This window comes from Prosthecobacter dejongeii (assembly GCF_014203045.1).
GTDB classification, from domain to species: domain Bacteria; phylum Verrucomicrobiota; class Verrucomicrobiia; order Verrucomicrobiales; family Verrucomicrobiaceae; genus Prosthecobacter; species Prosthecobacter dejongeii.
Genome location: NZ_JACHIF010000003.1, coordinates 393,670 through 416,930, shown reverse-complemented (window position 1 = coordinate 416,930; position 23,261 = coordinate 393,670). Strand labels below are relative to the sequence as shown.

The window sequence follows — 23,261 nt, the reverse complement described above, 5'->3', positions numbered from 1 at the left end:
CACTTTCGGGCCTGTCGCCGCAGTTATTCACGCCTGATTTTTCAGGCATCCAGCCCTGCCGCCAGGTGCGATTACAGGGATGCTGTCATCGGCCCGCGAAGACTCTGTGCGGTGACTTGATAGACCTTTGTCTCGATGTCTTCCACCATGCGGCGCACATGCGGCCATTTGGTACGGTCCCGCATGATGTCCATGCTGCGCTGGTAGGATCCCCACTGGATCACCTCAATGTCCACATGGCGCACGCCCCAGTCATTCATCTGGCCTTGAGTCGGCTTGTAGAGATCAATCGTGCCCGTTCCCACCAAAGCACTGCCGTAGTCATCCACCTCGTAAACGACATCTGGCTGGCCCGCGATGCGGAAACGCGTGCCCACCGGGTAGCGGGACCAATCGGCCGCCGCACTGCGCACGGAGCCGAACTTCAAAGGTGTGCCCAGGGCATTCTTCACGCCATAGACGATGTGGTCATCTTCATCGTGGCAGTAGGCTGTGGTGCGCACGGTCATGCGGCGGCCTGACACCTGAGTGGCGGCCATCAGTGGTGGCCGTGGTGCCTCCATGACAAAGTAGTAGCGTTTCATTTCCTGAGGCCGGAATGGCACGCCTGCGGCCAGCGCTTTCCGGACTTCATAACGCACTCCGGCTTGCAAAGGCGATCCCGCCTTCGCCTTCGGCGATGCCCACCCGACGGTCTCAAGCGGTGCCAGGGCACAGGAACTCAAGGATGAAATCGTCACCACAGTGGCGAAAGACCAGCAAAGGAGGCGCGGTGTACTCATGATAATATTTATGATTTCGAGATATTTTAGTGAATATCTAACCGCATTTCAATATAAAAACCATAACTTACAGCATTTTTAATCTTCTTTGGTATTTAAAAGTGCTTAAAAAGCACTTCTTAAGGCCGCGCTCAGGGCTTCATTCGGCCTGCTTCACCACCCTTTTCACCCTTTCTCATGATGGGATCGCCTACTCGCCAGGGGAGGCGTCGCCAGCATGCGCTTCTGCCTGCCAGAAAGTTCGCCGAAACAACCTCCCTGCACGGACGTTTCACTGGCACTTTGCCCTCCTTTATGAAGCGACTCTCCTTCTTTATCCTCTTCCTTTCCCTGTGCGGACCTGTCCTGGCCGATGAGGCGAGCGACCTCCTCCAGCAGTCGGGAGTCAAAGGTGGCATTGTCGTGCATGTGGGATGTGGCGATGGGCAACTGACCGCCCGTCTCAAAGCCAACGAGCGTTATCAGGTTCAGGGCCTGACCCAGGATGAGAAAGCGGTGGCCTCCCTGCGCGAAGCTTTGCACAAAACTGGGCAGTATGGAGCGGTGGCGGTGGAAAGCTGGAATGGCAAGCACCTGCCTTACATCGAGAACTTCGTAAACCTGCTGGTGGTGGAGGACGCTGCTGTGAGCAAAGAAGAAATAGACCGCGTGCTAGCCCCGCTGGGCGTGGCGATGGTGCGAAAAAAAGGGACCTGGGAAAAGACGGTGAAGGCCTGGCCCACAGGCATGGATGAGTGGACGCACTACGCCTATGATTCCAAAGGCAACACCACTTCCAAAGACCTGCTGGTGGGCCCACCTACCCGCATGCAGTGGGTGGGAAATCCGCGCTGGAGCCGTCACCATGACCGCATGTCCTCCGTCAGTGCGAAGGTCTCCTCGGGCGGGCGCATCTTTTACATCATGGATGAGGGCAGCCGCATCTCCATCCTCATGCCTGCGAAGTTCATGCTCATCGCGCGCGATGCCTTCAATGGCACCATCCTCTGGAAGAAGCCGATCCCACAGTGGAGCACGCACCTGTGGCCGCTGAAGTCCGGCCCCACTCAGCTCACCCGCCGCCTCGTTTCCATCGGGGACAAAGTGTATGTCACCCTGGGTATCGCAGCCCCCATTTCCTGCCTGGATGCGGCCACGGGCGAAGTCATCCGCGAGTATCCGCAGACCGCTGGCACGGAGGAAATCCTGTATCGCGATGGCACCTTGTATGCCTTGGCCAATCAGGAACCTTGGCGTTTGAATGAGGAGTTTGCCGTCAAGGCGCAGAGCGATCAAAAACGCGTGGAGACGGAGTTCAACTGGGATGGCAAACCGCGCAATCTCTTCGCCATCGAGGCGGAAACGGGCAAGACCCTTTGGAAAAAAGAGGATCGCATCGCCCCGGTCACGCTTTGCCTGGATGACAAACGCATCGCCTACTACAATGGCGATGGCCTGGCCTGCCTGGATGTGAAAACGGGCGAGACAAAATTTGCCGATGTGCCGGCGCAGCGCCGCAAGCTCTACGAGTTCAACTTCGCCCCGCGTGTGCTCCTGCACAATGACGTCATCCTCTACGCGGGCGGTGATGGCAGCATGAAGGGTGTGGATGCAGACACGGGCAAGGACATGTGGACGGCCTCCCATGAAAAGAGCGGCTACCGCAGCATGGAGGACCTCATTGTGGCCCAGGGCCTGGTCTGGAACGCCGGCACCACGAGTGGCAACCAGAGCGGTGAATACACAGGGCGCGATCCGCTGACCGGGCTGGTGAAAAAGAAATTTTACCCGGATGTTCCTGAAGGCACTTATTGGTTTCACCATCGCTGCTACCAGGCCAAGGCGACGGAAAAGTACCTCATGCCATCGCGCACGGGCATCGAGTATGTGGACATGGAAAAGCAGCACTGGGATCTCAATCACTGGGTGCGCGGGGCCTGTCTTTACGGTGTGCTGCCTGCCAATGGACTCACCTACGCGGGCCCGCACAACTGCGCCTGCTATCCGGAGGCGAAGCTGGATGGCATGAGCGTGCTGGCCTCCCAACCCCGCTACCCCATGCCTGCCTACACGCCGGATGCTGAGCGCCTCAGCCAAGGCCCGGCCTACGCCGAAGCGGTGGAAGAAAAAGACGCCGATGCCAAAGACTGGCCCACCTACCGGGCGGATAATGCCCGCAGCGGCTCCTCAAACCAAGACCTGCTGCCAGACCTAGGCCTGGCCTGGGAGGTCAAACTAACCCCACCATTGAGCACCAGCTCCAGCGCCGGAGGCCTCACCTTTGTCTCTGAGGTGGATCGCCACACCCTCCACGCGTTTGATTCCGCCACGGGCCAGGAGGCCTGGCACTTCATCGCCGGGGGGCGCATTGATTCCCCGCCGAGTTACTGGAAAGGCCGCGTGTACTTTGGTGGCAAAGATGGTTATGTCTATTGCCTACGGGCCAAGGATGGCGCGTTGATTTGGAAGTTCCAAGGGGCCCCTGCCCCACTCAGCCATGCCGCCTGGGAGATGATGGAAAGCGTGTGGCCGGTGCATGGCAGCGTGCTGGTGGAAAATGGACTGGTCACCTTTGTCTCCGGGCGTTCCTGCTTCCTGGATGATGGCCTGTGGTTCTACCGTGTGGATGCCAAGACCGGCGAGATGAAGGTGAAGGAGCACTACGATGATCGCGACCCCGACACAGGTGGAGACCTCAACGACCGCCACAAAACCCTGCAAATGCCCGTGGCGCTCAATGACATCCTCAGCAGCGATGGCAAGTGGACCTACCTGCGCACGCAGAAAATAGGCAACGATGGTAAGCGCGTGGAGGTGGGCCCGGTGTCCGGTGACTTTGACAAACAAGGCGGTGCCCACAAAGGCGAAGGCCAGCACCTGTTTGCGCCCATGGGCTTCCTGGATGACTCGAATTTCCACCGCAGCTACTGGGTCTATGGCAAGAGCTTTGCCGGGGGCCATGGCGGCTATTTCCAGGCGGGCAAGTACGCCCCCGCTGGCCGCATCCTGGTACACGATGACAAAAACGTCTATTCCTACGGACGCGAAGCCCAGTACTACAAGTGGACGACTACCATGGAGTACACCCTGTTCTCCACACCCAAAGCTCCCCCCGAACAAGCCTACGACACCGAAGGTGCTACCACCGAACGCAAAGGCAACTCCGTGGTGCTGGGCCCCGATGGCCAGCCCTTGGCCGTGCAGCCTGCCAAAGAAACGCAAGTGGGCCACAGCGAGACCATGAAGGCCAACGCCGCCAAGAAAAAGGGCAAGGGCAAAGGGGCCGCGAAAGGCAAGGCTGTGGCCAAAGGCCAGCCCGTTCCCGGCTCCGTTCAGTTCCCTGACATGGACGTGCTGGACCCCAGCGGAACGGCGCTTTCCATCGAGGCCTGGGTGCTGCCAGACACCGCCAGCGGCACCATCCTCCACCACGGTGGCCCGCTGCAAGGCGTGGTCTTAGACATTCGGGAAAAGAAACCGCAACTGCATGTCCGCAGTGCAGGTAAAGTCACCACCATCGTCGCGGCAGAAGCCTTGACCGAAGGCTGGCACCACATCGTGGGCACGCTGGCCCAGGACAAGGTGATGAGCCTTTACCTGGATGGTAAGTTGGTCGCACAAGGCACGGGAGACCTTATCGCCGCACGGCCCAAAAATCCGCTCATGCTGGGCAGTGGCCAAGGCGCCGCAGAAGGCAGTGCGGGGAGCTTCAGCGGGCTGATGGATCAATTTGCCCTGTATCACCAGGCACTTACACCCGCACAAGTGGAGTCACGTTTCGCCGCGCCGGATACCCAGCCCAAGGAGGCCATCCTGGTCTGCAACTTCGACAATGGCGACTCCCGGGACAGTTCGGGCAACCAAGTCCACGGCGTGGGTGCTGGCGTGGAAACGGGCAAGGGCAAAGTCGGCGCAGCCCTTTGGTTCAAGGGCGGGGCCAGCGGCGGTGGCAAAGCGGGAGGCAGCTTTGTCAAACACACCTGGGACCGCTACGTGCCCATCGTGGCGCGCAGCATGGCCCTGGCCGGCAAAACTCTCTTTGTCAGCGGCCCACCGGATACGATTGATGAAGAATACGCCTTTGAACGCCTAGCCGCACGCGACCCGGAAATCCTCAAGGAACTGGCCGAGCAAGATGCCGCACTGAGTGGTGAACGCGGGGCCAAGATGTGGGCCGTGAATGTGGAAACTGGGGAGCAAAGCGCTGGCCTGGAAATCACCAGCCCGCCCGTGTGGGATGGCATCACCGTGGCACAAGGCCGCGTTTACGTGAGCACCATGGATGGCCGGATTCAATGCTTCGGCAAGAAGTGACTGCCCGCCCCTAATCCCCCCTCTGGCAGTAGAGTATGCATAACTCTCCGAGTGGAGCGTCCGCCCCAACACAGCCCCGTCCGCCATGGAGCGCACGCATCTTGCGTGCTGAGTTCCGCGTCCCCGCGGAACTCCCATCTCATGCGTCATCCGCCACTTTGCACATCCCATGGAGCGCGGCGGCGCTGGCCGGCTCATTCCGGCTCCACGACTTCCGGGATGATCAGTGGCGCACTCTGGCCTACCCGCCCGCTATAAAGATCAATGGTGCGGCGGGCCAGGATATCAATGATGGCGGGTTGCAGGGTGCGTGCAGCCACGTTTGAGACCGCCACCCCAGCCCACACCATGGGGGACTTGTACTTCACCACCTGCCACACGGGCAGCAGGCGGCGGTACCACTTGCCAGCCGTCTGCATGGCCTCATGCGTGGCGATCTTGTGCGTCATTTCCCAAGTCTTCAGCGCCGTGCTAGCGCTCACATCCACCAGACGGCCAATGGAGCGTGTCTGCAAAAAGTCGGAAACATCCAGAGCTGCCAAATGCACCGCTCGGCTAAACTGGCTGAGGCCCGGTGCCAGCAGCGGTTCCGGGTGCTGCGGGTGGTAAATACGGGCGATGTCCCGCACCAGACGTGGTACCTCATCCACCAGGGGTGGCAGCCACTCTGGGTTCACCCGTTTCTGCCAGCGCAGGCGGTTTTTGCAGGCTTCCACCGCCTTGCGCGCCTCCACATCTTTGGGTGAATCCGCTGCATTCAGATAGCCCGCCACCGTGGACTGCGCGGCCTTCACATCCATGATGAACCGGAATGCCATCCACAGCAGCCAAGTCGCCGTCCCACAGATAAAACCCGCCAGAAAGGTGAGAAGGTAAGTCATGGGAAGAAACGGGGCTGAAATGAGTGCCGTGATGAGAAATGCCTACCCACGCCCCATGGTAGGCAGCGGATGAAACAGGAAACGCCTTCTACATTTCCAGGAAGTTTTTCAGCAGCTTTTTCCCTTCCTGAGTGAGGATAGACTCTGGGTGGAACTGCACCCCATGGATAGGCAGTTCCTTGTGCCGCAGGCCCATGATCTCGCTCTCATCATCGCCCGCCACGGCGGTGATCTCCAGGCAATCCGGCAGCGTGTCCCGCTTCACCAAAAGGGAGTGGTAACGTGTGGCCGTGAAGGGCTGCGGCAGACCTTTGAAGACAGATTCCCCCGTGTGCTTGATGACGGACGTTTTGCCATGCATCAGGCGCCCAGCGCGCACCACATCCCCCCCGAACACGTGGCCGATGCTCTGGTGCCCCAGGCATACGCCCAGCACGGGGATGCTCTGGCCAAAGGTGCGGATGACATCGCAACTGATGCCCGCCTCTTTCGGCGTGCAGGGCCCCGGGGAAACACAGATGTGGTCCGGCTTCAGCTTGGCGATCTCTTCCAGGGTGATCTGGTCATTCCGGTGGATCTCCATCTGCGCCCCCATCTCGCCAAAGTACTGGACGAGGTTGTAGGTGAAAGAGTCGTAGTTATCGATGATCAAAAGCATGGCTGGTCAAACCATCCGCGCCCAGGGGGGAAATGCAAGCTGCGGCCTCACCTCACAGCATGCCACTTTCACGAAAGCTGAAATACGGCTGCCCACGGTTCTCCCCCGGCAGGCCGATGATGACATGGTCCACAAAGTTCAGTCCCAGCACCTCCGCGCCCTCCTTCAGTCGGCGCGTTAAGCGCTTATCCGCATCGCTCGGGCTGGGATCTCCCGAGGGATGATTGTGCACCACCGCAAAGCCGTAGGCTTTGTGAACGATGGCCGATTGCAAAATTTCACGCGGATGCGCCACCGTCTCATTCACCGTGCCGCGAAAGAGCTCCTCATCCCGTTGCAAATTCAGCCGGGTATTCAGCAGCAGCACGCGCATGGATTCATGGGCCAAACATTGCATCTCCGCCGCCAGGTAGCGGTAGATCAGTTCGGGCGAATTCATCGGCGTATCCCGCGCCCACTCGCGCTCAGCCCGTTTGCCGATCTCAAAGGCGGCCGCTAGATGCGCAGCCTTTGCCGGCCCCAGAGCACGGGAGGCAGCCAGCTCCGCCGGACTCGTGCGGGAAAGCTGCCGCAGCGTGCCCACCTCCCGCAAAAGACGCTGAGCCACCTGGATGGCATTTTCCCCTTTCACCCCGGTATTGATAAAGATGGCCAGCAGTTCCGCATCCGTCAGGACGCCGGGGCCTAGACGCAGCAGGCGTTCGCGAGGGCGATCTTCCTCCGGCAGGTCATGAATGCGATGGGACATCTCCCATGAAGGCGTGCGTCATAGCCGCTGAAAAGCAAAAAAATCATCAGGACGGCCTAGGTTGTCCCGTTATGCTAGCCGCCCTCATGCTGAAAAGCCTCCACAGTCTCTTGCTAGCTCCCCTGCTCCTTCTGCTGGGCTTGCAGGAACTCATGCCGCAGCTCCTGGGCACGCTGGATCTCCAGATCCTAGGAGAGGAAATGCTTTCCGGCTTCCGGCACATCTTTCCTGAGGGGCTGGACCACATCGCCTTCATCCTCGGCCTGTTCTTTCTTTCCCGCACCCTGCCCATTCTGCTGGTGCAGACCACCCTCTTCACCCTGGCCCATTCCATGGTGCTGGGCCTCGTGGTCATCACCGGCCTCGCCGTGCCGGGTCATTGGGTCGAAATCGGCGTCGGACTCAGCATCGCCCTTCTCGCTCTCGAAGGCCTTTACCCCACGCGCCTGGAGCGCTGGCGACCGCTAATGATCCTGGCCTTCGGCGGCATCCACGGCCTCGCCTTTGCCCATAGCTTTGTGCAGACGGCAAACATCCGCCGCAATCCCGTCTCCGCCCTCTTCGGGTTCAACCTCGGCGTCGAGCTCGGACAACTCGTCCTCATCGCCGCCCTCGTCATCCTTTTCAGTCCCTGGTGGCAACGCCCCTGGTACCGCCCCCGCATCTGCCTCCCCGCCCTCAGCCTCATCGCCCTCTCCGGCCTCCACTGGGCCTGGGCCCGTTGGTAAAAGTGCGCCCGGCTGGATTCGAACCAGCGACCATCGGATTAGAAATCCGGTGCTCTAATCCACTGAGCTACGGGCGCATTCGATGGTTGGAAGGGGCTTTAGTTGGCTCTAGCGGTTTTGCAACATTCTTTTCATGTTCTCTCCAGCAGTGCTGTCAGGGCCGGAGCGTCATGGATCAAAAAGCAATCTGGGGAAAAAACGACGGGGCGACTGCGCTTTGCAGGCTTCTAATTGGCGAAGCATTCGTGTGGATGAGGCTGGGCGATACAGCCAGACGGATTGCTCAAGGGCAGATTTGGAGCAGGGCCACTAGAAGAATGTACCCCATGGTGGTATTTCACCGAAGCAGAGACTTGCGCTTGCATCACTTTCCGCTCATGTGATTCACTGATTCATTTGTCAGGTGATCATGGATGGGCCGTTTCACAGTTCTAATAGCAACCTAGCGGAGAGCGGAGGCAAGCCAAAAGAGGCCTTCCGGACCACTCGCTGGAGCATGGTCCTTCGAGCTTCAGATTTAGAGAGCCAAGCGGCCCAACGTGACATGGAGCACCTGTGCCGCGCCTGCTGGTATCCCATCTATGCATTTGTCCGGCGCCAAGGCTATTCACCAGAGGATGCCCAAGATTTAGCCCAGGGCTTTTTCGTGCATGTGCTGGAAAATAACGTGCTGGCTCATGCCGATCCTGAGCGGGGAAGATTTCGTTCCTTTTTGTTAGGAGCATTGCGGCATTTTGTCAGCAATGAGGCCCGGAAACAGCGCACGGAAAAACGCGGCGGCAGGGTCACCTTCGTCCCGCTGGATGCGAATGACGATGAAGAACGTTTTGACCGTGAACTCGCGCATCCCGATTCACCGGAGAAGCTCTTTGAACGCAACTGGGCTGAAAATCTCCTGCAACGGGCTGTCAAGGCCCTGGAGGCGGACTACGTCAATGCGGGCAAGCTGCATCTTTTCACGGCGCTCCAACCTTACCTAGCTGGGAGTGCAAACCCGAATTCGTATGAGGAGTTAGCGAAAACGCTGGGCATGAGCACAGGAACGATTGCGGTCTCAGTTTATCGAATGCGGAGGCGCTATGGAGAACTGCTGCGCGAAGAGATTGCGCAGACGGTGGAGAACCCTGCCGATATTGAGCAGGAAATCCGCATGCTGTTAGAGGCAGTAGCATCCTGATCGGAATGAATGCCTCAACACCTGTGGCACTTGGTGTTAGGCCACTCAGTTTGCCCAAAGGCAAAGCTTTCCATCAATGCTGTTGCTCATGGAATTCTTTCACCCAACGCAGGACCTCTGCCATGGGCTCAATGAGATCTGCGGGCACAAAGCGATCCATGTCCACCTTCTCATAAATAGCTCGGGCTAAAGGAATGTGTTGCATGATGGGTATGCCCTCCTGCTTGGCCACCTCCACCATGCGGCGTGCCACATAGTCTTCGCCTTTGGCCAGGACCTTGGGCATTTGGTTGTCTTCTTCGCGGTAATAAATGGCAATCGCGAGGTGGGTGGGATTGGTCACCACCACGCTGGCTTTACGTGTGCGCTCCATGGTGTCGTTCATCACCATTTCTTGGTGCAGTTGTTTGCGTTTGCCTTTGATCTCAGGGTTCCCTTCGCTCTCTTTAAATTCACGTTTTACCTCGTCTTTGCTCATTTTGAGCTGTTTGATGTGCTGGAATTTTTGGAAGAAATAGTCGGCCGCAGCGATGGCGACATACACGAGGGTGATGTTCACCGCCAGGGTGCTGAGCATGGGTTTGAGCGATTGAAGAACGCCTTCTTTGCCTGCATAAGGGATCCGGGTGAGAGGATCCAGAGCATCTCGTGTCACACAAAAAATCAGGACTGCGATGATGATGACCTTCAAAGCTGACTTGCCAAATTCGACGAGGTTCTTCATCGAAAACATTTGCTTGGCTTTATCCAGAGGATTGATCTTTTTGAGCTCGGGTTTGATGGGTTCTAAGACTAACAAAAAGCCGATCTGAACAAAGTTGGCTGCGATGCCCACCACCATGACGACGGCTAAAAGGGGCGCAGAAAGAAGCAGTATTTTGAAAACAATGCCGTACAGAACTTCATCAACTACCTCACGAAAGGGCTGTGTGTAAAAGGCTGTGGGCAGGGTGAGCAGGGCCTTGCATTCTTCCACATAAGGAGGCCACAAGATCGAGATGGTGACAAAGCAAGCGACCGTGAGAGCGGCGGAATTGACATCCTGGCTTTTAGCGACTTGCCCCTTTTGGCGAGCATCGCGTAGCTTTTTCGGCGTGGGTTGTTCCGTCTTTTCACTCATGATTCATTTGAAAAAGCCCTGATAAAAAAGACTCCATCGCTCTGGGGTCATGATCTGCCCCCGGAAGAATTCCAGGAGAAAGACGAGATACAGAATGATGAGCAGAGAAGCGATGCCACTCTTGACCGGCATGGCCAGAAAGAAGACATTTAATTGAGGGCTGAAGCGGTTCATCAGTCCCAGGCCGAATTCTGCTATGAACATGGCCACGATGATCGGGGCCGAGTAGGTGACGATCAAACTCATGACGCCATCTAACAAATTCAGGCTGGCCATGGCAAAGGTCTGCTGAAACTGGGGAAAGTAAGAGAAGACCGGCCAGGTGACGTAACTATCGTAAATGATCGTGAGGAAGGCGGCAAAACCTCCCCCCAGAAAGAACAAGACACCTAACACCTTGGTGAATAAAACGCCGAAGAGGGAGCTGCTGCCACCAGACATGGGATCAAACATTTCCGCCATGGAACTGCCACGCTGGTTATCAATGAAGAAGCCGGTTCCTTCAGCGATCCAGAAGACCAGACCCGTGCCATACCCGATCAACAGGCCGAGGACGATTTCTTTCACCAAGACCCCCAGCAGATACAAAGGCCAAAAGCTGGTATCTGGGATGCTGATGCCTGCTTTCAAAGTGATGGGAATGGCCATCAAACTCAGGGAAATGATGACGACTTGCCGTGCCATGCCCTGGATGAACTGATCTCCAAAAAAAGGTGAGATCAGGAGCGCAGACATCATGCGTGGCACGGTGAAGGCGATGACGAGAAAAATCGTCCGCACATCGGGATTCTCCATCATCGGCGTAGAGTCGGAAAGGTCTCAAAAATATGCAGGGTAAACTTGAACATCTCAGCCCCGGTCCAGCCTGCGGTGAGCAACAAGACCACCGTGACGACGATGAGCTTCACCGCAAAGCCTAGAGTCTGTTCCTGCACCTGGGTGAGTGCCTGGAGGAGGCTGACCAAGACCCCTACCACCGTCGCTACGATGATGGGAGGCATGGACAAAATCAGCACCAAAATGAGGGCCTGATTGGTGGTTTCGAGCAGAAAACCTTGGTTCATTCGCAATAAGGCGCAAAGGGGTTACACATTAGCCTCCACCACCCGCAGCGGGTAGTACATAGGTCAGGACCAGGCCATGGATGAGCCGGGCCCACCCATCGATCAGCACAAAAAGGAGCAGCTTGAAGGGCAGAGAGATGGTCATGGGTGAGACCATCATCATCCCCATCGCCAAAAGAATATTTGAGACGATGAGGTCAATGGCGATGAAGGGTAGGTATAACAAAAAGCCGATCTGAAAGGCCGAGGTCAATTCACTCACCGTGAAGGCTGGGATCAGGACAAAGAAACTGCTATCGGAGATTTCAATCTTCGACTGATTTCCCCACACCCGACGCGCTGTATCGAGGAAGAAGATTTTTTCATGGGAGGTGGTGTGACGATTTAAAAACTCCCGAATGGGGGTGGAGCCCTTTTCCAGCACCACCCGCAGTTTAGCGGCATTAAAATCTTTGAAGTCTTCATTTTCCACAGCCGCGAAAGTCGCCTGCCCCACGGGTGCCATGATATAGATGGTGAGAATGACAGCGATGCCATTGAGCACCATGTTGGGTGGAATCTGCTGAATGCCGAGCGCGTTCCGCACCAGGCTAAGCACCACGACGAGCTTCACATACGACGTCGCCATGATGGCGAAAAACGGCGCCATAGAAAGCACCGCAGTCAGCAAGATCAGCGTGAGAGGATCTGGAATCTGAAAGGAAGTCATGATACAAAAAGCTCTGTGACACGCACACCGAGATGACCGCCCACCTCGATGATCTCGCCCCTGCCGATGTCTTTGCCATTCGCACAAATGCTGATGCCCTGACCAGTCAGTGTCGGCAGTTCAAAGGTAAAACCGACGGCTAAGTTCCGCAGTTCTCCCACAGTCAAAGTCGTCTGACCGACCACGAAGGTGAGCTCTACATTTAGATCGTTGATGGAGGAGGCGGTGGCGACATCAGCCATGGTGCTTGAGGATGGGGGAGTGAGTTGTTGAAGGGAGAAAGCAGTGCCCGTGGCATGTCCAATGCCCAGATTTCTACCCGAAACGGAGAGCGTGCAGACGCCCCCAGTTTGGTAGCGTGAGAGATCCGCCAGGAGTACGTCCCCAGCTTCCACGGTTTGGAGCTCTGCCAGAGTCATGCCCAGAGTGCCTGCCACCAAATGAATGGGGAGAGGAATGGCACCGTCTTCGATGCTGGGCTCTGCAGCTGCACGAGTGACCAGGCTGGCCAGATGGCTGAGAGCGGCATCATCTCCAGAGAGAGTGCCATGCATCCAGCCAATGTCCGCTCCGCGGTTCAAAGTCCAGCCGATGACTTCTTCAGGCGCATGGCGGAAAGTAAAAGGCTGAACTCCCGTGATATTCACATCCACGCCAGCTTGGCCTAAGGCTAGAAAAATCTCTGCTAAACAAGATTCCAGCAACCCGCAGGCTAGTTCTTGGGGCATTTCATGAAGGTCAATACCTGCAAGCTCAGGCGATAAGAATGCCAGCTCAGGCAGCCGATTGATCTCCAGCCCAATGACATGACCGCCTAACAATAGATGGATCACCCAACTGCCACGGGCCGGGGCTGGTGAATGCAGAAGCATCCATTCCGTAGGCTGGCCATTCCAGGAGAAACGCAGAGGACGCCTCTGGCCAGCGAGACGATTGGCCAAACGAACAAACTCTGGGCGCAAGACTGACATGGGAGATGACGCAGGAAGAGGACTCACTCGACTCAAGGGAGGGGTTGGTTAGGGCTCTTGGTTGGCAGCGGCCAGATCCCAAGGGGTTTGTCGGTTGCGTGAGCGCCCGTCTCCGGGCTGCCCACCTTGCTGAGAGACACTGACCCAAGCAGCCTCTGGCAAGGCGAGTTTTTCATTTAAACGCTGTGCTAACTGGGGAGTGGCTTCATTGAGAACACGAGCCCAGTAACCCGATGTCGTTTCGAACTCGATTCGAAGCTGCCCCCCTTCCCCATGCCAGACACGCACTTCAGTATCTGGGATCAGGTGCTCAGCCAGTTTGATACGCACCTCCTGCGCCTGGCCGTGGAGGGGATCTGTGACCAAAACACGGTCAGCCATTTCGGTCATCAGGGCACTCACTTGTTCCAGCCGATGCACGTGGACACTAGGATCCACCTGGCCCCTGTTGCCGACCGATGTCATGGACGACTGCCTATCGAGAGATTGCAAAATCGCGTGTCCTAAATGGGTGGGCAGCGGAGCTAACTCTTTCGCCGAAAGAGTTTCTTCGACGGTGTCTAGGGCAGCACCGTCCAACAGCGGGCGGCTCTCTCCGCGCATGCCTAGGCTCGTAAAGGCAGTATTGGAAATGAGATCTGGAGTGATCTTAGATGCGTTTTTTTGCGAAACCGCAGGCTCTATCTCGGGTCTGATCAAAGCCTGAAGTTTAGCCAGCGCATCTTCCACTAAGGTCGTTTGTCCTGGGGTATCAACTGCTCCTGAGGCAAGCACCTCCCGCACCTGTGTGAAGAAAGGAAGGAGGCTAGCGGGGAGGTTTCCCGCCCCTTCACCCGTTTGCAGAAACAAACGTGCTTCTCGGGGCAGCGAGAACTTAACCGCACCCTCGCTGGTGGGCAACTGACCAAGATTCTGCCCCGCCACAGGCCCACTAAAATAGGAACGGAGGGCTTCCATCACAGCTGGCTGAGGTGCTGCGCCCTCCAGCACATGAAGCAACGCCGTCACTTCCTGTTCCGAGACTGCCTCATCCAGATTAACACCATCTTCAGTCCTCACCTGGGGCAATTCACTGGTGGCCTGGCGAACGACGAAGGCTGGAACCTGTGAAGCCTCCTGTGGGCTGGCAGAGATCAAACTACGGAGTGCGCTCAAGGCGGCGGTATCTCCGAAGGTGGCCGACACCTGGGCAGTAAGCATCTGAGGTATGATACCCTCTTCAACATGGGCTGACGGGGTAGAAGTGTGACTAACCAAAGATTCAATTGAGTTCATAACGCGTGTTCTCCGTGAGCGATTCCGGGTGGCCTAAGGTAGGTCGGGTAAAATCTTCCAGCTCTAGATCGGCCAGACGTTCGGCCTCTAGGTTTTGCTCATGCTGCCAAGCCAGACGATGCTCGATGAGTTTATCCAGATCCCGTGTGGCCTGTTTGTGGGCATTCTTAGCGTCTTCCAGGGCTTCTTTAGCGCGATCGAGCTCGCCTTCAGCCTTGTGGACTTGGTCTAGGTAGTCCAGCTCTCGCTCGCGCATGGAGGAAATTTCGAGGCGCATGTCTGTGATGTCCCCTAACTTCACAGGTCGTCGCATGATGGACTGAATCAGGCGCTCCTCCTCAGCGATGCGCCACGCGGTGAAGTCCTGCTGGAGCTTTTTCTTTGCCGCTAAATTTTCCTCTGCTTCCATGACGACTCGCCGAGCCTTCGTGACGGCTTTACTCGCCTTATCCTCGCGATGCTCGCGAACAAAAACCATGTCATGGAGGGGATAGCGTGGCATGGGGTTTACCGGGAGAGTTGGATCATTGCCTGTTGAGTCTGCTCAAAGCTGCTTTGCTCATTCAGACCTTGTTTGAGGAAATGATTGATCGAATCGATTTTCGCGATGGCTTCGTCAGCCGCAGGGTCACTGCCTTTTTTGTACTCTCCAATTCGCACCAGAAGCTCGACCTCTTGATATTTGGCCATGAGGCTGCGGATCTTACCTGCTGCCCGGAGATGGTCAGGCGTATTGATGGCGGTGAACAGACGGCTGACACTGGCGAGTGCATCAATGGCCGGGTAGTGATTCGCCGAGCCTAGTTTTCGACTCAGGATGATATGCCCATCTAGGATGGAACGTGTCTCATCGGCCACCGGTTCCGTCATGTCATCCCCCTCCACCAGCACGGTGTAGAGTGCGGTGATGCTGCCTTTGTCAGAGCAGCCTGCGCGCTCCATCATGCGGGGCAGAGTGGCAAAAACGGAAGGTGGAAAGCCACGGCGTGTGGGCGGCTCCCCGGCAGCCAGACCGATCTCACGCAGGGCACGTGCAAAGCGGGTGACGGAGTCCATGAGCAAGAGCACTTTCATGCCTTGATCTCGAAAATACTCCGCGATCGCCGTCGCTACATAGGCGCATTTTAGACGTTCCATGGAGGGGCGGTCTGACGTGGCGATGACGGTAATCGCGCGCTTCACACCTTCTTCCCCCAGATCGCGCTCTAAAAATTCACGCACCTCACGGCCACGTTCCCCGATCAAAGCGAGGACCACAATGTCTGCCGTGGTATTGCGAATGACCTGGCTGAGCAGAGTGCTTTTACCTCCACCAGCAGCGGCAAAGATGCCCATGCGCTGCCCCTCACCACAGGTCAGCAACCCATCCAGAGCCCGCACGCCTAGACTGATAGGCTTTGTGATCAACTGACGGGTCATCGCATTCGGGGGATCTGCCGTGACCGCATAATAATCATCAATCTTGAAGGGCCCCTTCCCATCCGAGGGATTGCCAAGCCCATCCAGTACCCGTCCCAGCATTTCCTTACCCACCGGCACGCGATGAATCTCCCCCGTGGGAATGACCTCCGTGGTGCTGGAAATGCCCATCAACTCCCCGAGCGGAGTGATGAGGGCAAGGTTTTTGGAAAATCCCACCACCTCACCCAAAATACCTTCATCTTCCCAGGGGTTTTTCAGGCGGCAGAGTTCGCCGATCTTGGCTCCAGGGGCATAGGCTTTCAAAATGGTCCCCGTGACCTGAGTCACACGGCCACGCAGACTCAGCGGCGGGATGGAATCCATCCCTTGCTGCAGACGCTGGGTTAGCGACTCGAAGTTGAAAGCAGTCATGTTCATCAGGTCATTTCATGGCTCGAATGAGCGCTTTCTCGATGGCCTTCAATTGCGTCTCCAAGGTGGCATCCACCACCCCGATCTCGGTTTCCAAGATGCAGCCATTTTCCGCCAATCGCTGGTCAGGCTGGACATCCAAAAAATGGATCTTGGGGAATGTTTGCATGATGGCCTGAAGGCGGCCTTTGATCCACTCTGCCTGGTTAGGCGAGACCCTCACAGTGATCTGGCTTTCATTCCGCGTGCTTTCCAAAGCGCGTCTAACGATCCCCTCGACGACATCTTGTGGATTCATGGCCCCCACCACTTGGCGTAGAGCTCTCATCACTAGGTCCACCATCACGCCCTCCACTTTGGAAAAGTAGGCGGCACTCTGCCCCATGCATTCCACGATGTGCTCGGCGATTTTGGCCTTCCCTTCTTCTTGGCCTTTGAGGAATCCCTCCTGCCGCCGCTCTTCAGCCTGGACTTCTGCCTGCTGGCGGATGAGGGCAGCCTCATGCCGTGCTGCCTCGATGATTCGCTCACCTTCGAGAATGAAGGCATGCTCATCTTTTTTCAGGATCTTGGATGCAGGAGCTACTTTGACTCCACTGGTTTCTAAGCAAAGCATTTCATCTCTCCCAAAGTTAAAACTTCTCGGTTGATCTGGCGGACGCGCTGCCACGCTTTTTCGCGTTGGTCTTGCGGTAGGGGTTGAGTGACTTTGGCCTGCATTTTCAAAGGCAACTTCAGCAGCAGCCGACGCCGCAGCCCCTCAGCACCGTCATTCGTGGCGCTGATCAAAACATCCCAGCCCAGTGAATGCACTTGATCCGTTAGGCTGACATTCTCTTGCGCAGGAAAGGTTTCAGATTCGGGCACGATCATTCGTGCACGGCGCAGCGCGAAAGCATGGGTCTCTTCCCCTAAATTTGCCTTTAGTTCCTGGATCTGCTGCTTCCCAATGATGGCCGAGATGCGCGGCCAACAAAGTGCTGCGCCTGTGAAGCAGGCAAGACGTTCCAAAGTAGCAGGGCTGAGGAGGGCGAGTCGGCGAGGGATTTCTTCAAAATCCCAAACTCCTTCACAGTCATCCAATTGGAGAGTCTGCAGCAGCCAGGAAGAAAGATGCGACTGCCCATGGGTGCCTTGTGACAAAACCCGAACGACTTTTGCCTGAGGCAAACCTGCCACGACTTCAGGATGAAGCCAGTATTGGGGTCGGCGGTTAAAATCAAAGATGACCCGGAAGAGATCCGGATTGATCTTTGCCTGGCTAGCATACCAGTGACCGCTCGTGTTCATGAAAGAGATGGGAAAAATCTGGGGATGACGAGGATTAAGTTAGGCCTTGGCCTTCTTTCCCCGAAAACCAAACAGTGACAGAGCCACTAAAAAACCAACCCCGGTACAAGCAGCCGGGATGACCCAGACGGGAAGACGCGCCTGCCATTCGGTATAAAAATTCGTGGAGGCGACTTTCGGCGGGGGAGGCACGGCCTCAGCCGGGCTCATGATCAATTCCACATTTTCAAAGGTCAGACCTTCCACCGATTTTGTAATGAGGTTCTTCAGATCGGGCCCAGAACTTTCCACTTCATAACCGGGGCGAAATTTGATGAAGACTGAGGCCGATGCGGGCAAGGTTTCATCCCCCAATGGATCATTGTTAGGCAAGGCAATGTGAACCTTCGCCGCGACCACTCCGTCCACCTTCATCAGGGTATCCGAAAGCTCCTGACTCAAGGCATCAATGAAGCGAATGCGCTCCTCCGTCGGCGAACTAACGAGGCCACTTTTTTGGAAGACTTCACCCATCTTCATCAGCTTTTGCCTCGGAAGGCCTAAGGCTTGCAGAGTCTGCATGGCCATGGGGAAATCCTCCGCAGGCACGTGAAGACTCCACATCCCCTCTTTGCCAGCGATCTTGGTACAATCGATCTTTTGTTCCATGAGATGGGCCATGATCTCATTGGCCTCCACTTCATGGAGTTCACTGAAGAGCGGCACTTTACTGCACGCTGACAGCATGAACGAAATCATCAGTGGCATAAGCCAACGGAATTGAGACAGGATTGCTCGCACAGAAAAAAGGGAAAGAGGGTTGGATGAAATGGGGACTGACGAGTGGAAACTTTAGCCCCCTTTGCTGAGTTCCTTGACCGTGTTTGTGCCAGCCTTGGACGCATTATCCACGCCCATGACAGACATGGTCCAGCGCGCGACTTCCACTTGGAGGGCCATGATTTCGCCAAAATCAGTTCCTAGATTCAAGGGGTTGGAGGCAGAGATCTGTTCGAGCTTGGTGGTGATGTTGCCGAGAGAGTCGTTGTAGCCTGAATTAAACTTGGCCACGCCTTCTAGAATCGAATCCCCTAAAGTACGAAAACCGGTCGTCTCGACCTGGCCCACAGGAGGCTGTGCAGTGGTGTTTGCACCCGCAGGTAACACGCCTGCCACTAGGGACCGAAGACGGTCCAAATCTGCGGCGGAAGAAGCCTGCACAGTCACAGGCAGTGGAGCCGAAAAAGCGGCTGGAACAGAGGCCTGAGCAGCGGCGGAAAGGGCGATGGGGGTCATGGACGGCTGAAATGGGGTTTGAGTTGTTCCGGTGTCATAGAGAGGACATTGCCCGCCAGAGTGGCGGCATCGGCATCCGTGGTCTGCGTGGCCACTTCCTGGAGAAGGGCTAAGCCCTCCTCTTCAGCCCCGCACAGGCGCTGCGCCACGCCCAAATGGGCGCGCGCAAGCGCACTGTCCGGGTTGAGTGCCAAGGCACCTTCACGCAGAGTTTCCACGGCCATATGTTCATGCCCCGTGAGCATCGCCACAACGGCGGCCCCGATGACGGGCATCTCACTTTCCGGTCTGACGGCAGCGACACCGTCAAAGATAGCCACGGACTCCTTATGAAGACCCTGCCATGCTGCTGCATAACCGAGACGCATGAGAAGCCTAACAAGTTCTGAATCAATAGGGACCATGGTGATGATGGAAAGCGCGGCGGCCGCCCAGTTAGCGAAGGTTTGAAACAGCGTTTTTAGAAGGCTCTTGGATGGCCTTCACAAGGTTAGAAACAGCGGTCGCGGCGTTCGTGACCTGGTTCACACGCATCTGCAAAAGCACGACAGCCCCTGGATCTGAAAAGTCCGTGGTGGAGGCGTCGCTGACGACTTGGGTGGTCTCAGTGTTGAGGGTATTGGCCATTTGCGTGATGCTGGTCCAAACGTTGGAACTGCCAAAAAGCGGAACGGTGGAGGTAACTGCCATAATGTGGTGGTGTTGAGGTGGGTATGCGGGTTCAGTTCTCGTGAGTTTGCAGAGCAGACAGCCGTTGCATTTTCACGAAAAATTCGAGGACACGCCCAGCCGTCTGGACGCTGTCCGAAAGACGAGTCAAAGACTCAAATTCTGCGGTCGGAAGACCGGCATCTTGATAAACCTTGATCTGCTCTTTCCAGGCATCAAGGTAGGTGCTGACCTCCGCGGCAAAGGTGCCTTCGGTATCAGCCGCGAGTGCCTCAGTGAAGTCTGGAGTGTCAATGCGAGCCTTCAAGGCAGCATCTCTAAGTGTGTTGGCAAACATGGTTAGGGAGCGATCGTGGTGTTTTCTTTCATCACCTTGTCTCCTTGGCGGAGAGTGCGGCGCTGACCTTTTTCGATGATGGTCACAGTCCCGGCAGAGATCTGATCTACAGTCCCCCCATAGGGAAGACGAGAGCCTGCGAAATACACACCGCCTGTGCTCAGGCGGATGTAGCCTAGCTCTGCGGTTTCACCCCGGATGGATGCCACCGTTGCTTCTGGAGTATCTATGCTATCAGGACTGAGGAAGGTCTCCGTCTTTGGATCCACGGTGACAGGAGGGTTTGGCTGAGAAACAACAGCCGATGGTGTAGCCACGGGAGCCACGGGCTCGCCGAGCTTTTGCGGCAGTTCAAATGATATAGGCAATGCCTGGGCGACGGTGGAGCGCTGCGGCTCAATCTCCACGTCATCTTGGATCTCATGGATTCCTGGCACTTCAGAGAGAAGGGTCTGCTTCATGCGGATCCACGGTTCCGCAGAGTTCAGTTTGCCAGAGATACGCAAGGCTCCTTCACTGAGGCTGGAGACTGTTAAAGGCAACCTTTGTGCCTCAAGGAGGGAGCGTGCGGTGGAGGCAATTTTTTCGAGGCTGTAGATTTTGGTGCGCAGTCCTGGCACAGTGGCGCGCAAGGCAGCCTGGAGTTCTCTCTGCCGACTTTCGGTATCCACATAACCAGAAACCGTCAAACGCCCTGCGGATTCATCCACTTGGATGGACTCCACCAGCCCCAGCTCTTTCACGACGGCTTTCACTCGTGTGATGGGAAGAGAGGCCTCTGCATCGGCGACTTCTTTCTGCGGTTCAGCACTCTTTTTCTGGGTGGAGAAAAAGTCATTATAGACGACAGCCCAGCCCAACAAAAGCAGCACCCCAGCCAGGATGCCCAAGATGGGGCCCAGCCTGGAGGCGGATGTGAGGGCTGGCTGCGATGCAGCACCCACCGGGGCTAGTGGCGTCACCCCAGATGGAGCAGCCGCTTCAGCCGTGACGGCTTTATTTCCGGGGCTGTCTTCTGGGACGACCTCAGGAGCCTCGACCTCCTTCTCTAATTCAGGAATATCTGCCGCAGACAGCAGCGGCCAAGCCTGGCCAGTCGGCCCGAGGACCAAATGCGAACCGCCGAGGGAAAGGAATGTAAAGGCAGGCCAGGCTTGCCGTGCCTCCCTCACCCTTTTTCCATGGATGAACACACGCCCGCCAAGCGGTGCAACCGTGATGCCGGAGGTGGATGAAAGCTCAAACTCCACATGCTGCGGCGCGACCAATACATCATGAAGGACGACATCACATTCATCGTCGCTGCCGACCAAGGTCTTGCCTTCATACAAACCAATCTCAGCCCCCTGATGAGGACCGGCGATTACTTTGAGTAGCCACTGTTGCTTGGGTGCACTCATTAACGGGAGGGATAAGCAGGGATGGGATTCTTTTTACCCGTAGAACTCGGGGTGGGCGGTGGGGTCACCCCCTCATCATCTGGCGAAGACATGGCTCGCGGAACGCTGGCAGGTGCTGGCAGGAGTGCGTTTGGCCGCTTGCCACTACCCGCGATTTCAGGGGGTGAAGTCTGAATGCCTGCTGCCAACCGCCGAGCCAGATCCTCCACCTTTTCTCGGGAAGTTTGCTCCCCAGTGAGATAGCTCGGGAGGGCGAGTTCGTTACCGTCTGGTGTGGTGTAATTAGCCGGGTCTGTGGCCTCAGTGCTCAGATCCACGATGCGTGGGGTGATGAAGAAGAACCGCTGGGTGCGCTCATGATTTCTCTCATTTCGGGAGAAAAGTTTTCCCAATCCAGGCACCTTAGACAGCAGTGGCACCTGCCGGGTATTGCGCACACGGCGCTCCACTGAGTAGCCGCCTAACAGAAGAGTTTTGTTCTCCGGCACCATGGCCTGGGTATTGATGGCACTCTCGCGGGTGGAGGGGATGTTATCCACACGTGTGTCGGAAAAGCTCCCGTCAGTGATGTCAATCTGGAGACGGAAATCATTGCGCACGCCTTCCCTCACGATGGTGGGAGTCACGCGCAATTGAATGCCAGTTGTTACGTCAAAGAGGTCCACTTGGAGATTGCCTTCTACTCTCACATAAACCTTCTCATCGGTGCGGATTACAGCTTGCACGTTTTCCATGGTTAAAACTGACGGGCTGGAGACGATTTGCCCGGCACCCACCTCCTCCACGGCCCTTAGACGAGTGAGTAATTCATACCCGCCAGCACTGATGAGGGCAGTGGCATTTAAGCCAGCACCACGGGCGAGGTTGCTCCCATCAAAAAAGCTAGGCGTCTGGCCCTGCGTGTTATTTCCATCGAAGATGCCACGATCTGCATCGAATCCCAGCCGCCCAAGGTCATTGCCATTTTTGCCTAAACCCAGGATCTCCACGCCCACATTTCGCAGGTTGTCTGAATCCACATCGACAATCGCAGCGGTGATTTCGATGGCCTTCGTCTGCACATCCAGCATGCGGATAAGCTCCTCATAGAGTGGCATACGTGCAGCTACATCACGCACGAGCACCGCATTGAGACGGGTGTCAGCAACGATCATCGGTGCGCGGGGATCAGTCTCCTCCACAGCCTCTAGAGGCGGCGCCCCCTGCCCTTGTGCCTGCTGAGAACCCGTTGGATCGTAGGGGTTGAAAGGACGTGGCGGAGTGGCAGCGGCTGGATTGCCGATGGCGGCCAAGCCTTTTCCCCGGAGTCCAGGCCGTGTGACCCGATTGCTCGTTTCCTCCACACCGGTGGAGAGCAGACTGCCTGCAGGTTGATTCGCCATTAACCGCTGCAAACTGCTGACCACCCCTGGGACAACGCGATTGGTCGTTCCCGTGTTCACATTGATATCGTTCGCGCTGGCATAATTCAGACGGAATGTCCGCACGGTGATCTGTTCATTGATCCGCTGGTTTTCCTGATTGTCCAAATCACGGGCGAGCAGCTCTGTGGCCTGAATGAATTGAGGCCCTCCCACTAGAAGTAAGACCCCACTCCGGTGACCGGGCTTGATCTGCACCTCGCGTCCCTTCGGCCCACTGGCATAACCGATGCTAAACAGGACTTCATTGAGCGCCTCAGGCGTAAGGTATGGGAGTGCGAGTGGGCGAGAGATCACTTCATCTGCACTTTCGATGACCATGCGCACACCATCATAAAACCACACCAATTCGTGAGCTTCGCAAAGCTGATCGAAGACGGCTTGGGTCTCGACGTCTTTAAAGCTGCCACTGGTCACGCCCTTGACAGAGTCACTGATGCTGACGGGCAAGTTTTGAGAGACCATCAGCTCTTTGAGCAGATCACGCACAGACCGCTGTTGTGCCTGAAAGCTCACGCGCTTCGCTCGCCAGGGGATGCGGTCATACTCTTGCGCAGAAAGTTCACTCCAAGAAAAAGCCCCCAGGGCCAGACAGAAAGTGATGAAGAAAGGTCGGGAGAGATTCATCAT

At 56.7% G+C, this 23,261-nt stretch carries 24 protein-coding genes and 1 tRNA gene; 3 read left to right on the top strand and 22 right to left on the bottom strand.

All coding sequences use genetic code 11. The features are described 5' to 3' along the window. Nucleotides 1–71: 71 nt before the first annotated feature. On the bottom strand, nt 72–782 hold the full coding sequence (locus HNQ64_RS09625) for a 3D domain-containing protein (RefSeq protein WP_246431001.1): 711 nt from the start codon (nt 780–782) through the stop codon (nt 72–74). A gap of 294 nt (nt 783–1,076) precedes the next feature. Between HNQ64_RS09625 and HNQ64_RS09620 the strand changes: the two genes are divergently transcribed. After that, nucleotides 1,077–5,075: an outer membrane protein assembly factor BamB family protein gene (locus HNQ64_RS09620; RefSeq protein WP_184207903.1), complete on the top strand. Its 3,999-nt coding sequence runs from the start codon at nt 1,077–1,079 to the stop codon at nt 5,073–5,075. Nucleotides 5,076–5,269: 194 nt separating this feature from the next. On the opposite strand, the gene HNQ64_RS09615 is transcribed toward HNQ64_RS09620, so the two are convergent. From HNQ64_RS09615 to radC, 3 genes are all read right to left on the bottom strand, one after another. Next, nucleotides 5,270–5,956: a hypothetical protein gene (locus tag HNQ64_RS09615; protein WP_184207901.1), complete on the bottom strand. Its 687-nt coding sequence runs from the start codon at nt 5,954–5,956 to the stop codon at nt 5,270–5,272. An 88-nt stretch (nt 5,957–6,044) separates the two neighbouring features. Then, on the bottom strand, nt 6,045–6,614 hold the full coding sequence (locus tag HNQ64_RS09610; RefSeq protein ID WP_184207899.1) for an anthranilate synthase component II: 570 nt from the start codon (nt 6,612–6,614) through the stop codon (nt 6,045–6,047). 52 nt (nt 6,615–6,666) lie between these two features. Continuing rightward, complete coding sequence (gene radC, locus HNQ64_RS09605; protein WP_184207897.1) at nt 6,667–7,362, bottom strand: RadC family protein; 696 nt, start codon at nt 7,360–7,362, stop codon at nt 6,667–6,669. 71 nt (nt 7,363–7,433) lie between these two features. On the opposite strand from radC, the gene HNQ64_RS09600 reads away from it, so the two are divergent. Next, nucleotides 7,434–8,090 carry a HupE/UreJ family protein gene (locus tag HNQ64_RS09600; RefSeq protein WP_184207895.1) on the top strand — a complete coding sequence of 219 codons (657 nt, stop codon included), beginning with the start codon at nt 7,434–7,436 and terminating at the stop codon, nt 8,088–8,090. 3 nt (nt 8,091–8,093) lie between these two features. Here HNQ64_RS09600 and HNQ64_RS09595 read toward each other — a convergent pair. Next, nucleotides 8,094–8,167: transfer RNA gene (locus HNQ64_RS09595), tRNA-Arg, on the bottom strand. A gap of 419 nt (nt 8,168–8,586) precedes the next feature. Here HNQ64_RS09595 and HNQ64_RS09590 point away from each other — a divergent pair. Further along, nucleotides 8,587–9,267, top strand: a complete 681-nt coding sequence (locus HNQ64_RS09590) for an RNA polymerase sigma factor (RefSeq protein ID WP_184207894.1) — start codon at nt 8,587–8,589, stop codon at nt 9,265–9,267. A 73-nt stretch (nt 9,268–9,340) separates the two neighbouring features. On the opposite strand, the gene sctU is transcribed toward HNQ64_RS09590, so the two are convergent. The 17 genes from sctU to sctC all read right to left on the bottom strand — a co-directional run bounded on the left by sctU (nt 9,341) and on the right by sctC (nt 23,261). After that, complete coding sequence (sctU, locus tag HNQ64_RS09585) at nt 9,341–10,387, bottom strand: type III secretion system export apparatus subunit SctU (protein WP_184207892.1); 1,047 nt, start codon at nt 10,385–10,387, stop codon at nt 9,341–9,343. Between the two features lie 3 nt (nt 10,388–10,390). After that, a complete protein-coding gene (gene sctT, locus HNQ64_RS09580) occupies nt 10,391–11,185 on the bottom strand; it encodes a type III secretion system export apparatus subunit SctT (protein WP_184207889.1) in 795 nt (264 codons plus the stop codon). Next, a complete protein-coding gene (sctS, locus tag HNQ64_RS09575; RefSeq protein ID WP_184207887.1) occupies nt 11,182–11,451 on the bottom strand; it encodes a type III secretion system export apparatus subunit SctS in 270 nt (89 codons plus the stop codon). The genes sctT and sctS overlap by 4 nt, the downstream gene beginning before the upstream one ends. Before the next feature lie 28 nt (nt 11,452–11,479). Beyond that, nucleotides 11,480–12,160 (bottom strand): type III secretion system export apparatus subunit SctR, encoded by a 681-nt coding sequence (sctR, locus tag HNQ64_RS09570; RefSeq protein WP_184207885.1) that lies wholly within the window; start codon nt 12,158–12,160, stop codon nt 11,480–11,482. Next, nucleotides 12,157–13,131, bottom strand: coding sequence for a type III secretion system cytoplasmic ring protein SctQ (gene sctQ / locus HNQ64_RS09565; protein WP_184207883.1), 975 nt, complete (start codon nt 13,129–13,131; stop codon nt 12,157–12,159). The genes sctR and sctQ overlap by 4 nt, the downstream gene beginning before the upstream one ends. Before the next feature lie 48 nt (nt 13,132–13,179). Next, nucleotides 13,180–14,331, bottom strand: a complete 1,152-nt coding sequence (locus HNQ64_RS09560; protein WP_184207881.1) for a hypothetical protein — start codon at nt 14,329–14,331, stop codon at nt 13,180–13,182. 61 nt (nt 14,332–14,392) lie between these two features. Beyond that, nucleotides 14,393–14,908, bottom strand: a complete 516-nt coding sequence (gene sctO / locus HNQ64_RS09555) for a type III secretion system stalk subunit SctO (protein ID WP_184207879.1) — start codon at nt 14,906–14,908, stop codon at nt 14,393–14,395. A 5-nt stretch (nt 14,909–14,913) separates the two neighbouring features. Further along, nucleotides 14,914–16,239: a type III secretion system ATPase SctN gene (sctN, locus tag HNQ64_RS09550; RefSeq protein ID WP_184207877.1), complete on the bottom strand. Its 1,326-nt coding sequence runs from the start codon at nt 16,237–16,239 to the stop codon at nt 14,914–14,916. A gap of 10 nt (nt 16,240–16,249) precedes the next feature. Further along, nucleotides 16,250–16,855 carry an HrpE/YscL family type III secretion apparatus protein gene (locus HNQ64_RS09545; protein WP_184207875.1) on the bottom strand — a complete coding sequence of 202 codons (606 nt, stop codon included), beginning with the start codon at nt 16,853–16,855 and terminating at the stop codon, nt 16,250–16,252. Continuing rightward, nucleotides 16,843–17,529 (bottom strand): SctK family type III secretion system sorting platform protein, encoded by a 687-nt coding sequence (locus tag HNQ64_RS09540; RefSeq protein ID WP_184207873.1) that lies wholly within the window; start codon nt 17,527–17,529, stop codon nt 16,843–16,845. The genes HNQ64_RS09545 and HNQ64_RS09540 overlap by 13 nt, the downstream gene beginning before the upstream one ends. Nucleotides 17,530–17,568: 39 nt before the next feature. Then, nucleotides 17,569–18,276: a type III secretion system inner membrane ring lipoprotein SctJ gene (gene sctJ, locus HNQ64_RS09535; RefSeq protein ID WP_281382913.1), complete on the bottom strand. Its 708-nt coding sequence runs from the start codon at nt 18,274–18,276 to the stop codon at nt 17,569–17,571. A gap of 84 nt (nt 18,277–18,360) precedes the next feature. Next, the gene (locus tag HNQ64_RS09530; protein ID WP_184207870.1) at nt 18,361–18,804 is read right to left on the bottom strand and encodes a hypothetical protein; all 444 of its coding nucleotides are present in this window, start codon (nt 18,802–18,804) and stop codon (nt 18,361–18,363) included. After that, nucleotides 18,801–19,208, bottom strand: coding sequence for a hypothetical protein (locus HNQ64_RS09525; protein ID WP_184207868.1), 408 nt, complete (start codon nt 19,206–19,208; stop codon nt 18,801–18,803). The genes HNQ64_RS09530 and HNQ64_RS09525 overlap by 4 nt, the downstream gene beginning before the upstream one ends. Nucleotides 19,209–19,239: 31 nt before the next feature. Further along, nucleotides 19,240–19,494: a hypothetical protein gene (locus tag HNQ64_RS09520; RefSeq protein ID WP_184207866.1), complete on the bottom strand. Its 255-nt coding sequence runs from the start codon at nt 19,492–19,494 to the stop codon at nt 19,240–19,242. A 31-nt stretch (nt 19,495–19,525) separates the two neighbouring features. After that, nucleotides 19,526–19,810, bottom strand: a complete 285-nt coding sequence (locus HNQ64_RS09515; RefSeq protein ID WP_184207864.1) for a hypothetical protein — start codon at nt 19,808–19,810, stop codon at nt 19,526–19,528. Nucleotides 19,811–19,812: 2 nt separating this feature from the next. Continuing rightward, nucleotides 19,813–21,210 carry an FHA domain-containing protein gene (locus HNQ64_RS09510; protein ID WP_184207862.1) on the bottom strand — a complete coding sequence of 466 codons (1,398 nt, stop codon included), beginning with the start codon at nt 21,208–21,210 and terminating at the stop codon, nt 19,813–19,815. Further along, nucleotides 21,210–23,261 carry a type III secretion system outer membrane ring subunit SctC gene (sctC, locus tag HNQ64_RS09505; RefSeq protein WP_184207860.1) on the bottom strand — a complete coding sequence of 684 codons (2,052 nt, stop codon included), beginning with the start codon at nt 23,259–23,261 and terminating at the stop codon, nt 21,210–21,212. Before sctC ends, HNQ64_RS09510 begins: the two co-directional genes overlap by 1 nt.